The organism is Paraburkholderia sp. BL10I2N1, from assembly GCF_004361815.1.
Taxonomy (GTDB): domain Bacteria; phylum Pseudomonadota; class Gammaproteobacteria; order Burkholderiales; family Burkholderiaceae; genus Paraburkholderia.
Genome location: NZ_SNWA01000003.1, coordinates 25522 through 39308 on the forward strand (window position 1 = coordinate 25522; position 13787 = coordinate 39308).

A 13787-nucleotide genomic window follows, 5' to 3' on the forward strand; every position below is an offset into this window, starting at 1 on the left:
CTGATTTTTGAATTATAGACGAGGCCACATTGGTATTTGCTGCGTCAGCTCTGCTGGGCGGAAATGTACGCACGGGCCGAAGCCCCAGCGCGATACCGCGTCAGCGTTCGCATATTCTGCAAGTCCGCTCACGCCGTAAGGATCGCGTCGAACTGTCCCGGAAGAACACGGGCCGCCGCCGGTTTACGGCCCCGGCCGAGTGTGCAAGTATCGTTGCAGCGTGCATACCGCACATCTTGCGAGGTTCAGGATGGCCTGGAGACTGTGGAAAACCGAGAAGCGGCAAGATGAGACGCGGAGCTGGCCCAGCGAGACACATCAGTCGATAAAGCAACTTCTGGGCATGTACCTGGGCGGCGGTTCAGCACCGTTCGCAGGGTGGGCCGCCCCTGGCATCACATTCATGCCCGACGTCGAACCAGTCCTCCGAAACGGCGTTCGAGGATATCAGCTTGCCCTCTGGTTTTGGCTCTTTGCCGAGAAGCACGGCACTATTGCGGCACGAATGGCCCGTGAGTCCTTCGGCCTGCTCGCTGAGGCAGCGCAGCCGTCGTCCGGCGACAAAATCGATGCGCTCCTCGACCTCGAAAACCGCCTCGCGCATTCTGTCGAGGGAATTTCCTCCGAGGAACGCAGGTTCCGGCTGGAGGGTCTCCCGGTGGAGCTACCGATGGAATTTTTTCTGGCCACTGGCTTCCTGCGCCTCTCGCCCGAATCGCCTTACGCTGGAGATGAGAGCGGCAGTCTGCAGGGCAATGACTACAAGCTCGCTGATTGCTTTCGTCATGCGACTGAAGAGGCACTGGCGATGTTCCGACCGATGATAGACGCGGTCGAGTTCGATGCGAAATCGCTGCCCAACTGGAAATGGAGCACCCATCCCGGCGCTGCCGAGCGACACCTGCAACGCCGCCACAGCAACCCGCTCTTTCCCCTGCATCGCCAAATGGTGACGGCTCACGACGTCTATGAGTCACGGCTTGCGGATGCCCGAGCACTGCATGAAATCAGCAACGAGCTTGGCGATCTCAGCGACTCGTTCTTCCAGACGGCAGAGCTCCCGTTGAACTGGCAATCGTTCCTCGAGGGCTATCGGGACTATGTCGACAGACTCGAAGAACGGTGCCTCGCGGCGGGCGGGCAGAATGCGGCACTTGGTGAAGCAATTGCAAGACTGCGCAATGACATCCTCACGACCTGGCGCACTTCGCTTCACAAGAACCGGCACAGTCTTGCCGCGCTGGACCAGGAAGAAGCACAAAGGAGTGAGCGCCGCGCGCTGCTTTACGGATGCGACTGGACCGCTCAGCTTCTGAGTAACGGCTCTTTGATACCGCCAGAAGAGGTAGTTCCTGCCCTGTTGAGCGAGTCCCCCTCTGAGCTCGAAAAGGTCGTCGCCGCCGTGCAGGCTGAACCGCGATTGCACGAGACGCTTTCCCAGTGCGGTGCGACCGCACATCGACTTGTCACCGAGTCCAGCGTGGGCGGCAACAATATTCCCGACATTGGCGACAAACTTCGTATTCTTTGGGGGCCCGGCCGGCCGGGCGCCGGCATGACCTCCCTCGCTTGAAGTCGCGTTCTGTGTCCCAGAAGGTCGTAGACTCAACGCACTTTCCGTTTTGGACACCTAACGGTCAGACTGGCAGCCGCTCAAAAGCTAATAATTTCTCTATTTGAAACGCTGCGGACATTCGAGTGGATCGGGGCGTTGCGCCGGAAAACCTGACCCGCACATGCGGTCGGCATTGAACATGTCGACCTTGCGGCACATACTCGCTGACTCGTAGACCCACGGTTGAACGACCGATACCCGGGATGCGGCAGGCGCTTGCCAACGGACGTCAGAGGACGGGGCCCAGTCGCGAGTTGTCGTTCGCGCGACTTAGAAAGCCGTCATTCCAATGACCGGTTCACTTCAGGACCTGCAGGATGCCCGATGGAAGCGAATCGGCCAAAGCCGCCATTCGGGCTGTCACGGAAATCGCCTTTCGCGAATGGCGGCTTTTGAAAAGATTGAACGGCGTTGTCACGTTCGCAGAGTCGTCGGCTAATATGGCGTGATGCAAAAGACGAAATCGCTCCACCACGGTCATCGATTCCCGGCGTCGATCATGTTCGTGTCGCTGAGCGGTGATCCCTGGCTGCTGTGGCGCGCGGTCGACCAGCACGGCATTGAACTCGACATCCTGCTACAGAAGTGGTGCGACAAGGCTGCGGCCACACGCTTCTTCAAACGCGTGCTGGGCCGGCTGCCCGGAAGTGCCGAAGAAGATCGTCACCGACCAGTTGCGCAGTTACACGGCCGCGAAAGCGGAAATCCCGGAACTGGCGAACGTAAAGCACGTGTTCGTCAAGGCCCGTGCCCGCGTCAACAACCGTGCGGAAAACAGCCACCAGCCAACACGTGAACGCGAAAGGCGCATGCGCGGCTTTCGTTTGCCCGAACGCACGCAATCCTTCCTGTCGTGCTTCGGTCCGATATCCGGAAACACTTCGCACTCAAACGTCATCTGCTGCGCGCCTCGCTCCATCGCGAGCAACTCGCCGCACGATTTGAAGCGTGGCGCCTTTTCACCGGCATATCCCAAGGTCCGTCCACTACGTTCTGAGCGGAGGATACGCCTGCCGATGTTTCGTCACGTCATCAGCAATGTGACAGCGCCATTGTCGCTCGTCGCACCGAACAGCTTGCTGCGCAAGGCGCTTTACTATCTTAGCGGCCAGTGGCCGAAGCTCGTCCGATATCTTGAAAATGGACTCTGGTCGATCAGTAACAACCGCTGCGAAAGTTCAATCCGCACATTTGTAGTGAAAGTTTTCCATCAAGTCGATCACGAATACTTGCAAGATAGTAGGAGGCACAGCGGCCCGCCGAATGATTGCGCAAAATGGCCACCTGGAGCCGAACTGGTCTGGGCCTATCTGATACATCTCACCGCGTGCGACCCAGCGGGCCGCGTAGTGAATCGGCAGAAATCCGATGTACGCTCCCGACAGGATAAGGATAGCCTGCGCCTCGATATTGTCGACAGTTGCCGCAGCCTTACTTGCTTTGAGCATTCGCAGGTCATGCTGTTGCAGATATCCGCGCGCCACCACACGGCTAGACGCCACGCCCTCGTCGAGCGAGCCTTCGTCAGCCGATCGGCCAGCGAGCGGGTGATTCTTTCCGCAATATAGACCATCCGGTTCGTCGTAGAGCTCTGTATAGGTCAGCCCCGGCACATGGAGCGGAAAGTGCCCGACTGCGATGTGCAGCCGGCCATCCAGTACTCGTTCTTCCAGTTCGGCGGGCGTGCCGATATAGACGTCCAGATGCACATCGTGCCCCCTCGACACGAAATCCTGCAGCGTCTGCGGCAGCGGCGAGGCCGCATCGGTCACGGTGTTGTCGATGATGCCGAGGTACAGCTTCCCCGAAATCTGCTTCTTGAGCGCGCCGGTATCCGCGCAAAAGCTTTCTACCGCGACCTGCAACCGCTGCGCCGCCTCATAAGTCGCCATGCCGTGCTCGGTAAGGCGAAAGCCACTGCGTCCTCGTTCGCAAAGCTTCAGGCCCAAGCGCGTTTCCAGCGTCGTCATTTGCTCGCTGATCGTCGACTGGCTTACGTTCAAGGTTGCCTGCGCGGCGGAAAATCCGCCGCACCGCACAACCGTCATGAAGACCCTCAGCAGTTTGAGGTCCACGTCCTGCAACTGGATCACCGTCGTCGCTCCTATTGCGCAGCTTGCTTCGATATTTCCGATATGAACATCTGATGCACGTGATTTTTACCCGTGAGCACCTGGTCCATATTCTCTCAAAACGCCGTGCTGTCACAAGCCGCGTTTGTATCGATGGAATCTGGAACACGTACAAAACCGGCCCGCGAGAGGCCAAATGCCAGGCAATCTGCAAGACAGGAGACAATGATGGATGCAGTCGTACAAAACTACCTTGAGAAGTTTGGCGTCCGCGAAGAGACGCAACGCTTCCTCACCAAGCCGAAGAAGATGTTTATCGGCGGTGCCTGGGTGCCGCAAGGCGACAGGCAATCGTGTGCGGTGATCGAGCCGTCCACCACGGGCGTGATCACCGATATTCCCATGGCCACCACCGCCGATCTGGATCGCGCGGTCGAAGCGGCCCGCAGGCAATTCGACGGCGGACCGTGGCGCAAGCTCAAGCCCCTCGAGCGCGAACGTCTGTTGCACCGGCTCGCCGATCTGCTCGAATGGAACGCGACGGAGTTGGCCGAGATCGAATCGATCGACGTCGGCAAGTCCGTCGCCCAGGCGCGTGACGTCGACATTCAAGGCACGATCGACACGTTCCGCTATTTCGCCGGTTGGGCGTCAAAGCTCCATGGCCGCACGGTTGAAACCTCGTTGCCTGGTGACTACGTTGCCTATACTCGCAAGGAGCCCATCGGCGTGGTCGGCGTGATCGTTCCGTGGAATTTCCCTCTGCAAACCATGGCATGGAAAGTAGCCGCCGCGCTCGCCGTCGGTTGCACTGTCGTGATCAAGCCGGCCGAACTGACGTCGCTGTCAACGCTTCGCTTCGTGGAGTTGGTGCAGGAGGCAGGGATTCCGGATGGCGTCGTCAATGTTCTGACCGGTCGCGGCCGTGAAATAGGTGCGGCCATGGCTTCGCATCCGGGCATCGACAAGATCACGTTTACGGGTTCCACCGAGGTGGGGCGCACTGTAGGGCACACCGCAGTGGGTGGCATCAAACGTCTCACACTCGAACTGGGCGGCAAGTCGCCCGTGCTGGTCCTGGAGGACGCTGACATTGAATCGGCAGCGCAGGCAGTGGCAAACGGCATTTTCTTCAACGCGGGACAGGTCTGCGATGCGGGTGCACGGGTCTATGTCCAGCGCAGGATTCACGACAAGTTTATCGGCGCGCTGATCGAGTACACGCGCACCCTCAAGATCGCGCCCGGCCTCGATCGGGATTGCTTCATCAGCCCACTCGTTTCCGCGCTTCAGAGGGATCGCGTCGCGTCCTATATCGAGGACGGACGCCGCGAAGGAGCGGAAGTTGTTTATGGCGGTCACGCGCTTGACCGGGCAGGGTATTTCGTCGAGCCGACGATCTTTACGCATTGCCGCAGCGACATGAAGATAGTCCGTGAAGAAATCTTTGGCCCGGTGCTGGTGACAGCGCCATTTGACAACGTAGACGACGCGTTGTCGCTGGCGAACGACTCCCGGTATGGTCTTGCCGCAGCGATCTACTCCAATGACCTGAACCTGGTGAACAGATTGATCCCGCAATTGCGCGCCGGCATGGTGTACGTCAATGCGCACAGCACCATCGACCCCTCGATGCCGTTTGGCGGGTTCAAGGAGTCCGGCTTTGGCAAGGACCTCGGCCCGGAGCAGCTCGATCACCTGATGGAGAGCAAGGCCGTCTGGATCACGCTGCGCTGAACGACGCCAATACGTCCGACGACGCCCGCAGGCGAACGTGAGCCTGTGGCCGCGTGACGGGCGAGCGTTGCAGCCAGAAAGCGTGCCGGGTCAAGCCTTATCCCATTCACCTCTCATTGCAGGCAAGGGGTACATGATGCAAGCAACAGACGAATCGGTTAGCAGCACCGAAGCGGCGATCGAGCATGGGGCTATTGAAGGTCACTCGATCGACTTCATTCCGGATAACGAACGAACCGACAGGTTGTCGAGGCAAGGACCGTTCTGGTTTCTGGGCAATTTCACCTTCTTTACCATGACCATCGGCTTTGTCGGTCCCAGCATCGGCCTGAATGCGCTGTGGACGACGATAGCCGGCACGCTGGGCATCATGTTCGGCACCCTGTTCATGGCATTTCATGGATCGCAAGGCCCGCATCTCGGCTTGCCGCAGATGATTCAGTCGAGAGCTCAGTTCGGCTATCGCGGGGTCATCGTGGTGTTGATGGCGACACTTTTCGTGTTTGCCGGTTTCAACATCGTCAACCTGGTGCTGATGATGCAGGGTCTCAAGGAACTGTTCAACTGGGACCCGGTGAAAGTCGCACTGGCTGTGACCGTGCCCGCTTCGATTCTGGCGATTCTCGGCCATGACTGGATGCACCGCAGCTTCAAATGGGCGCTATATCTGTCGCTTCCCCTGTATGGGCTCGTTACGCTCGCCGTCCTGATGCACTGGGTGCCCGACATTGCAGCCGCCCCCGCTGCACCGGGCGCCGCACCGGTCGCGCCGCTCGGCTTCAACTGGGTGGCTTTCATCGCGCAATTTGCAGCGGCGGCCAGCTACAACATTGCCTACGCACCGTATGTTTCCGATTACTCGCGCTACCTGCCGAAAAATACGCCGAGCGGCAGGCTGATCGCGGCGGTGTTCCTCGGCGCGTCGTTGTCAGGGGCGTGGATGATCGCGATTGGGGGCTGGCTGGCGGACCATTTGCATGCGAGCGATGTGCTGGTCGCACTGAATCAGGTGGGTAACGACCTGATGCCCGGTATGGGAAGCGCGGTGGTGGGCGTCACGATTCTCGCCTTCCTGCCGGTCATCGCGATGAATGTCTATAGCGCGAAACTGACGGCCATCACCGGTGTCGACTCGTTCCGGAAAGTTCAGCCGACCGCGAAGGCCCGCATTCTGGCGATTCTCTTCGTGGTCATTCTTCAGCTTGGGGTGGCCCTCAGCATCTATACGTCGGGTAAAGGCCTCTCCGTGCTGAATATTTACCTCATCGTCATGCTGTATTTCCTGGTGCCCTGGACCGCGGTCAATCTGACGGATTACTTCTTTGTCCGCAAAGGCCGTTACGCAATTCCGCACTTCTTTCTGCCGCACAACAACCTTTACGGGACATGGGGCGCACGCGGTTTGATCGCTTACGCAATCGGCTTTGTCGCGATGATTCCGTTCTTCTGCGTATTCGACGGTTCGAACGAGGTGTACGTCGGTCCGCTGGCTCGGGCGATGGGCAGCGTCGATCTGGCCTGGCTGGTTGGCCTGTTCGTCTCGGGCTTCGCGTATTACGTCTTGGCCCGCTCAATCGATCTGAAGCACGAAGGATCGGTCATCGCTCACATCGAGAAAGTCTCACCGCAATTCACGACTGGCGACAAGGGTCGCTCGTGAGACACGGGCAAGCGTATCAAGCTTAGGAAATAAGGCATATATCATGGTTATCGAGCAATTCGATTACATCATTGTGGGTGCCGGATCGGCCGGCTGTGTATTGGCCAACCGACTCACCGAGAACCCCGCGGTACGTGTTCTGGTACTGGAGTACGGTGGCAGCGATCGCAGCGTCATCATTCAGATGCCGAGTGCGTTTTCGATGCCGATGAATACGACCAAGTACAACTGGCGTTATCAGACCGCGCCGGAGCGCCATCTGAATGGCCGCCAGTTGCACTGCCCGCGTGGCAAGGTTCTGGGAGGTTCCTCTTCGATCAACGGTCTCGTCTATATTCGCGGCCACGCCTACGACTTCGACGAGTGGGAGGAACTGGGCGCTCGAGGCTGGGGATATCGCAATTGCCTGCCTTACTTCCGGCGTGCGGAGACCTACAAGTTCGGCGGCGACGAGTACCGCGGCGCCGAGGGGCCGCTGTGCACCAATAACGGTAATAACATGGCGAATCCGCTGTACGGCGCATGGGTCGAGGCAGGCGCGCAGGCCGGATACATCAAGACGGAGGATTGCAACGGGCATATGCAGGAAGGCTTCGGCGCGATGCACATGACGGTCAAGAACGGCGTGCGCTGGTCCACCGCTAATGCGTACCTGCGCCCTGCCATGAAGCGCCCGAATCTGACCGTGGTGACCAATGCCATGACGCGTCACGTGATTCTCGAAGGCAAGCGCGCGGTCGGGGTCGTCTATGAACAAGGCGGCGTCACGCACACGGTGCGGTGCCGTCGTGAAGTATTGATCTCGTCCGGCCCGATCGGCTCGCCTCACCTGCTGCAGCGCTCCGGAATCGGCCCCGCCGACGTGCTGAAGCGGGCGGGAATCGACGTGAAGCATGACTTGCCCGGCGTCGGCGAGAACCTGCAGGATCATGCTGAAATCTATATTCAGTACGCGTGTAAGGAGCCCGTCACGCTCAACGCGAAAATGGATCCGTTCAGCAAATTCATGATCGGCTTGCGCTGGCTGTTGTTCAAGGACGGCCTGGGCGCAAGCAACCACTTCGAGGCCGGCGGATTCATTCGCTCCGAAGTGGGCCTGCGTTGGCCGGATATTCAATTCCATTTCCTGCCCGCAGCCATGCGTTATGACGGTGACAAGCCGTTCAAGGGGCATGGGTTCATGGTGCTGACCGGGCCGAACAAGCCAAAGAGCCGCGGTTACGTACGGGCGGTGTCGGCCGATCCGCACACGCACCCGGAGATTCGCTTCAACTACCTGGATCGCGAAGAGGACAGGGAAGAATTTCGACGCTGTGTTCGCTTGACGCGAGAAATTATCGGCCAGCCGGCGATGGACCGCTTCCGCGATGTCGAACTCGCGCCTGGCCCTGACGTTCAGACGGACGAGCAAATCGATGCCTTCGTCAGAGCTAGTCTGGAAAGCACGATGCATCCTTGTGGTTCGTGTCGAATGGGCGAAGACGATATGGCGGTGGTCGATTCCGAACTGCGGGTTCGTGGGATCGAAGGCTTGCGCGTGATCGACTCATCGGTCTTCCCGACGGAGCCTAATGGCAACCTGAACGCACCGACCATCATGCTGGCCGAGCGCGCATCCGACCTGGTGCGGGCGGTTCCCATGCTGCCCCCGTCGAACGCCGAGGTAGGCCTTGCTGAAGGATGGGAGACGCGGCAACGCACCCGCGCACCGGCGCGAACGGTGCATCTCGGGTAGCGTGGCGGCCAGGGGTGAGGGTGGAGATTTCTTTCTTGCCCTTAGCGCTGGCAACTGCATAAAGACCGCGCCGGGCCGCTACTCCACGGCGCCAGAGTGCGTGGATTGCCTCGACAGGATCCAATCAATGAATCCGCCAGCAACGTAGACGCCGTCGTGTTTTGGCGACGTTGCGCATACTGCCATGGCGCATCAGGGCGGCCCGCGCTTTTTGCTTCGGAGAATGCCGATGTGTATTTCTTGTTTTCGGCATTGTTCCGTTGAATTTGGCTGCCTAGACTCTCTTTAGATAACCCTGCTGCTCCTGATGACGCGCATGGCTGCAGTGGCGAAGATGCGGCGCGTTTTCGCGTCGCGCGTATCTCAACCGATAAAAGAACGGAGGCAACATGTCTGGAAACAACTACGACACAGGCCGGCTCAATCTGCCGTTTGTGGGTATCTGCACGTTCGCCAAATCCCCGCTGTGTCTCGACTGGGACAAGATCGACGGCAACGTGGCGGTGATGGGCGCGCCGTTCGATTGCGGCACGCAGTGGCGCGCTGGCGCACGCTTCGGTCCGCGTTCGATTCGTGACGCGTCGACCCTGTTCTCGTTCGGCCATGGCGGCGCCTACGACTTCGAAGACGACGTCGTCTATCTGCCCAGCGACGAAGTGCGCATCGTCGACATCGGCGACGCGGACATGGTGCACACCAACACGGAAAAGAGCCATGCCAACATCGAGTACGGCGTGCGCAAGATCCTCGCAGCCGGCGCGCTGCCGGTGGTGATGGGCGGCGACCATTCGATCAACATTCCGTGCATCAACGCATTCGAAGGTCAGGAGCCGTTTCACATCGTCCACATCGATGCGCATCTGGATTTCGTCGATGAACGGCACGGCGTGCGCCACGGTCACGGCAATCCTTTGCGGCGCGCCGCGGAAAAGAGCGTGGTGTCGGGTATGACGCAGATCGGCATCCGCAATGTATCTTCGACGGCGCGCGAGGGCTACGCGCAGGCGCGCGAGATGGGCTCGGACATCATCTCCGTGCGCGATTTGCGCCGCCTCGGCATCCAGGGCGTGCTGGATCGCATTCCGAAGGGCGTGCGCTACTACCTGACGATCGACATCGACGGCTTCGATCCGTCGATTGCGCCGGGCACTGGCACGCCGAGCCACGGCGGCCTGCTGTACTACGAAGGACTCGAGCTGTTCGCAGGGCTCGCGGCGCAGGGCGACGTGATCGGCATCGACCTCGTGGAAGTCGCACCCGACTACGACCATTCCGGCTCGACGTCGATCCTTGCCGCGCAACTGCTGCTGAACACAATCGGCCGTGTGATGCACCAGCGCAAGGTCAAAAGGGCGCAGGCGCGCTGAAGCTGGCTCGCCGGATTCGGCGCGCATACCTGCGTCCGCTTTCCGGCGACTGATGCCCCATCAAATCTGCCTGGTTGTCTGGCCCGCGAGATGCTGGCCAGTCTGACCGTTCGACCGGTCACATTCAAATCTGGTTTTTATTCCGATCAGCCCGCTTCGACCCGGCATACCGTGACACAGGACGATTTGCCTGCTGTGGCTGAAGCATCGAACTGACAATTGACGATGCAGCACGCATTCGAATCGGGCCCCTACAGGATGGAGTCAACACTCATGAGCAATCTGCGATTCACTGAAGACCACGAATGGCTGCGTCTGGACGACGACGGCCGCGCAACCGTCGGCATTACGACGTTTGCACAGGAACAACTGGGCGACCTCGTCTTCGTCGACTTGCCGGCGCCGGGTAAGTCCCTGAAAGGCGGTGAAGAAGCGGCCGTGATCGAGTCGGTCAAGGCCGCGGGTGAAATCAAAATGCCAGTCGCAGGCGTCATTGTCGAGATCAACGAGGCGCTGCGGGACGAACCGTCGAAGGCCAACGAAGATCCGCAAGGCAGCGGCTGGTTCTTCAGGATCGAACTTGCCGATCCCGCTGCGTTCGATTTGCTGATGGACGAATCCGCCTATGTCGCCTTCACCGGCGCCTAATCCCCGATCCCACAGGAACACGTGATCATGAGCGACGTTGGAACGCCATTGGCACAACTGCAGAACCACGCTGAATTCGTCGGCCGTCACATTGGACCAACGACCGGCGAGCAGGCGCAGATGCTGGCACAGATCGGCTTCGATTCGATCGATGAATTTATCGCGAGCGTGGTGCCCCCGCACATCGCTGAACACGCACCGCTCGCGTTGCCCGACGCGCGCACGGAAGTCGACGCGCTGAAGGCGTTGAAAGCACTGGCGGCGAAAAACCGTCGCTTCAGAAGCCATATCGGTACGGGGTACTACGACACTCATACGCCGAACGTGATCCTGCGCAACCTGCTGGAGAACCCCGCCTGGTACACGGCCTACACGCCGTACCAGCCGGAGATCTCGCAGGGCCGCCTGGAAGCGCTGCTCAATTTCCAGACAATGATCACCGATCTGACCAGGATGGAAATCGCCAACGCGTCGCTGCTCGACGAGGCCACCGCCTGTGCCGAAGCGATGACATTCTGTCAGCGCCTTTCGAAGAGTGGGTCGAACACGTTTGTGGTCTCGACGGATTGTCATCCGCAGACGATCGACGTGATCCGCACACGCGCGGAGCCGCTCGGCATCGAGGTGGTCGTGGGCGATGCGGCACAGTTATGCCGTAACTCGAAGTACTTTGGCGTGCTGTTGCAGTACCCCGCCACGCAAGGCGACATCCTCGACTACGCGGGCTGCATCGCCAACGCGCACGAGCGGGGTGCGCTCGCGGTGGTATCGGCGGATCTGCTGGCCCTGACACTGTTGAAGCCGCCTGGCGAGTTCGGCGCGGACGTCGTGGTGGGAACCGCGCAGCGCTTCGGCGTGCCGCTGGGTTTCGGCGGTCCTCATGCCGCGTTCTTCGCGACGAAGGAAGCATTCAAGCGCGACATGCCGGGACGGCTCGTCGGCGTATCGGTCGATCGCAGCGGCAAGCCCGCGCTGCGTCTGGCGATGCAGACGCGCGAGCAGCATATCCGCCGCGAGAAGGCGACTAGCAATATCTGCACGGCCCAGGTGCTGCTCGCGATCATCGCCGGCATGTACGCCGCGTATCACGGTCCGGCCGGCCTCGTGCGGATCGCGGAGCGCGTGCATCGTCTGACGGCGGTGTTTGCCGCGGGTGTCGGGAAGTTCGGCTTCACGGTTCAGCAACAGACTTTTTTCGACACGGTGACGATTGTGACCGGCGCGCATACGCCCGCGATTCACGCAGCGGCGCGGCAGCACGCAATCAATCTGCGGGTGATCGATGACGCAAGCATCGGCGTCGCCTTCGACGAAACGACCACGGCGCAGGACGTCGAGACCCTATGGTCGGTGTTCGCCATGACCGGCACGCCGCCGGGCTTCGATGCGGTCGAACCGTACGTGTTCCGCGCGATTCCGAAGGCGCTCCTACGTAGCTCGCCGTTCCTCGAACACCCGACCTTCAACCGTTACCACTCCGAGACTGAGATGATGCGCTACCTGCGCCGCCTCTCCGACAAGGATCTGGCGCTTGATCGCACGATGATTCCGCTTGGCTCGTGCACGATGAAGCTCAATGCCGCTGCTGAGATGATTCCCGTGACATGGCCGGAGTTCGGCGGCCTGCATCCGTTTGCGCCGGAGGATCAGACAGAAGGTTATCGCGTGATGATCGAACAGCTCGAGCAGATGCTGTGCGTCATCACCGGCTATGACGCCGTATCGTTGCAACCGAACGCTGGCTCGCAGGGCGAGTACGCGGGGCTGCTGGCGATCCGTGGCTATCACGCAAGCCGGGGCGAAGGGCATCGCAATGTGTGCCTGATACCGAGTTCGGCGCACGGCACCAATCCGGCAACGGCACAGATGGCAGGGATGGAAGTCGTGGTCGTAGCGTGCGACCGCAACGGCAACGTCGACGTGGCGGATTTGCGCCAGAAAGCGGAAGCGCACAGCGCGCAGATCGCCGCGCTGATGATCACGTACCCGTCGACGCACGGCGTGTTCGAAGAGGCGATTCGCGACCTCTGCGACGTTGTGCATCGCCATGGCGGTCAGGTGTATATCGACGGCGCGAACATGAACGCGATGGTCGGCCTGTGCAAGCCGGGTCAGTTCGGGGGCGACGTGTCGCATCTGAATCTGCACAAGACGTTCTGCATTCCGCATGGCGGCGGCGGCCCCGGCGTCGGGCCAATCGGCGTCAAGACGCATCTCGCCCCGTTCCTGCCGGGACATTCGGCACTGCCTAGCCGACGGGCCGGCGCTGTCGCGGCGGCGCCGTGGGGAAGCGCCAGCATTCTGCCGATCACGTGGATGTACATCACGATGATGGGCGCCGCGGGACTCAGACAGGCTTCGCAGGTGGCGATGCTCAATGCCAACTACATCGCCAACCGGCTCGCGCCGCACTATCCGATTCTCTACGCGGGCAAGCACGGCTTCGTCGCGCACGAGTGCATTGTCGACATGCGTCCATTGAAGGAGAAGAGCGGCATCACGGTCGACGATTTGGCCAAGCGCCTGATCGACTATGGCTTTCACGCGCCCACGATGTCGTTCCCGGTGGCCGGCACCTTGATGATCGAGCCAACAGAGAGCGAATCGAAGCAGGAACTGGATCGTTTCTGTGACGCGATGATCGCGATCCGCGAGGAAATCCGCGCCGTGGAGCTGGGTCAAGGTGACGTGCGCAATAACCCGCTGACCAATGCGCCGCATACCGCACAGGATCTCGCCGCTGAATGGGTGCGACCGTATTCGCGGGAACAGGCCGTGTTCCCGCTCGCGAGCAGCGTCGAAAGCAAATACTGGCCACCGGTGGGCCGGGTCGACAACGTTTACGGCGACCGCAATCTTGTGTGCTCGTGCCCGCCGCTATCCGACTATGCCGAACCCCATCCAGACGAAGTCGAGACGGCGCGTGCCGCCTGACAGTACTAGTAAACAGGAG

At 60.4% G+C, this 13787-nt stretch carries 8 protein-coding genes and 2 pseudogenes; 9 read left to right on the plus strand and 1 reads right to left on the minus strand.

The window, feature by feature from the left end; all coding sequences use genetic code 11:
• Positions 1-403 precede the first annotated feature (403 nt).
• The 3 genes and pseudogenes from B0G77_RS37850 to B0G77_RS37860 all read left to right on the plus strand — a co-directional run.
• Entirely contained in the window at positions 404-1573 is a 1170-nt protein-coding gene (locus B0G77_RS37850; protein WP_243751446.1) for a tryptophan leader peptide, read from the plus strand.
• Positions 1574-2063: 490 nt separating this feature from the next.
• Positions 2064-2612, plus strand: a pseudogene (locus B0G77_RS37855) (DDE-type integrase/transposase/recombinase).
• Between the two features lie 64 nt (positions 2613-2676).
• Positions 2677-2814: pseudogene (locus B0G77_RS37860) on the plus strand (transposase); the annotation flags it as partial.
• Here the strand turns inward: B0G77_RS37860 and B0G77_RS37865 are convergent.
• Entirely contained in the window at positions 2794-3708 is a 915-nt protein-coding gene (locus B0G77_RS37865; RefSeq protein ID WP_133667070.1) for a LysR family transcriptional regulator, read from the minus strand. The pseudogene B0G77_RS37860 and the gene B0G77_RS37865 sit on opposite strands and share 21 nt — an antisense overlap.
• 207 nt (positions 3709-3915) lie before the next feature.
• Here B0G77_RS37865 and B0G77_RS37870 point away from each other — a divergent pair, with 207 nt between their 5' ends.
• The 6 genes from B0G77_RS37870 (at position 3916) to gcvP (ending at position 13768) form a co-directional block, all read left to right on the plus strand.
• On the plus strand, positions 3916-5424 hold the full coding sequence (locus tag B0G77_RS37870) for an aldehyde dehydrogenase family protein (RefSeq protein ID WP_133667071.1): 1509 nt from the start codon (positions 3916-3918) through the stop codon (positions 5422-5424).
• 133 nt (positions 5425-5557) lie between these two features.
• Positions 5558-7084, plus strand: coding sequence for a cytosine permease (locus tag B0G77_RS37875; RefSeq protein WP_133667072.1), 1527 nt, complete (start codon positions 5558-5560; stop codon positions 7082-7084).
• 43 nt (positions 7085-7127) lie between these two features.
• Entirely contained in the window at positions 7128-8819 is a 1692-nt protein-coding gene (gene betA, locus B0G77_RS37880) for a choline dehydrogenase (protein WP_133667073.1), read from the plus strand.
• Between the two features lie 389 nt (positions 8820-9208).
• The gene (speB, locus tag B0G77_RS37885) at positions 9209-10186 is read left to right on the plus strand and encodes an agmatinase (RefSeq protein ID WP_133667074.1); all 978 of its coding nucleotides are present in this window, start codon (positions 9209-9211) and stop codon (positions 10184-10186) included.
• A gap of 273 nt (positions 10187-10459) precedes the next feature.
• Entirely contained in the window at positions 10460-10834 is a 375-nt protein-coding gene (gene gcvH, locus B0G77_RS37890; protein ID WP_133667075.1) for a glycine cleavage system protein GcvH, read from the plus strand.
• A 27-nt stretch (positions 10835-10861) separates the two neighbouring features.
• Positions 10862-13768, plus strand: a complete 2907-nt coding sequence (gene gcvP / locus B0G77_RS37895; protein ID WP_133667076.1) for an aminomethyl-transferring glycine dehydrogenase — start codon at positions 10862-10864, stop codon at positions 13766-13768.
• The last annotated feature ends 19 nt before the right edge of the window (positions 13769-13787 follow it).

Bases quoted from the DNA above. Each gene is read 5' to 3' on its own strand.
- B0G77_RS37850 (WP_243751446.1), top strand. From the start codon at position 404: ATGCCCGACGTCGAACCAGTCCTCCGAAACGGCGTTCGAGGATATCAG.
- B0G77_RS37870 (WP_133667071.1), top strand. From the start codon at position 3,916: ATGGATGCAGTCGTACAAAACTACCTTGAGAAGTTTGGCGTCCGCGAA.
- B0G77_RS37875 (WP_133667072.1), top strand. From the start codon at position 5,558: ATGATGCAAGCAACAGACGAATCGGTTAGCAGCACCGAAGCGGCGATC.
- betA (WP_133667073.1), top strand. From the start codon at position 7,128: ATGGTTATCGAGCAATTCGATTACATCATTGTGGGTGCCGGATCGGCC.
- speB (WP_133667074.1), top strand. From the start codon at position 9,209: ATGTCTGGAAACAACTACGACACAGGCCGGCTCAATCTGCCGTTTGTG.
- gcvH (WP_133667075.1), top strand. From the start codon at position 10,460: ATGAGCAATCTGCGATTCACTGAAGACCACGAATGGCTGCGTCTGGAC.
- gcvP (WP_133667076.1), top strand. From the start codon at position 10,862: ATGAGCGACGTTGGAACGCCATTGGCACAACTGCAGAACCACGCTGAA.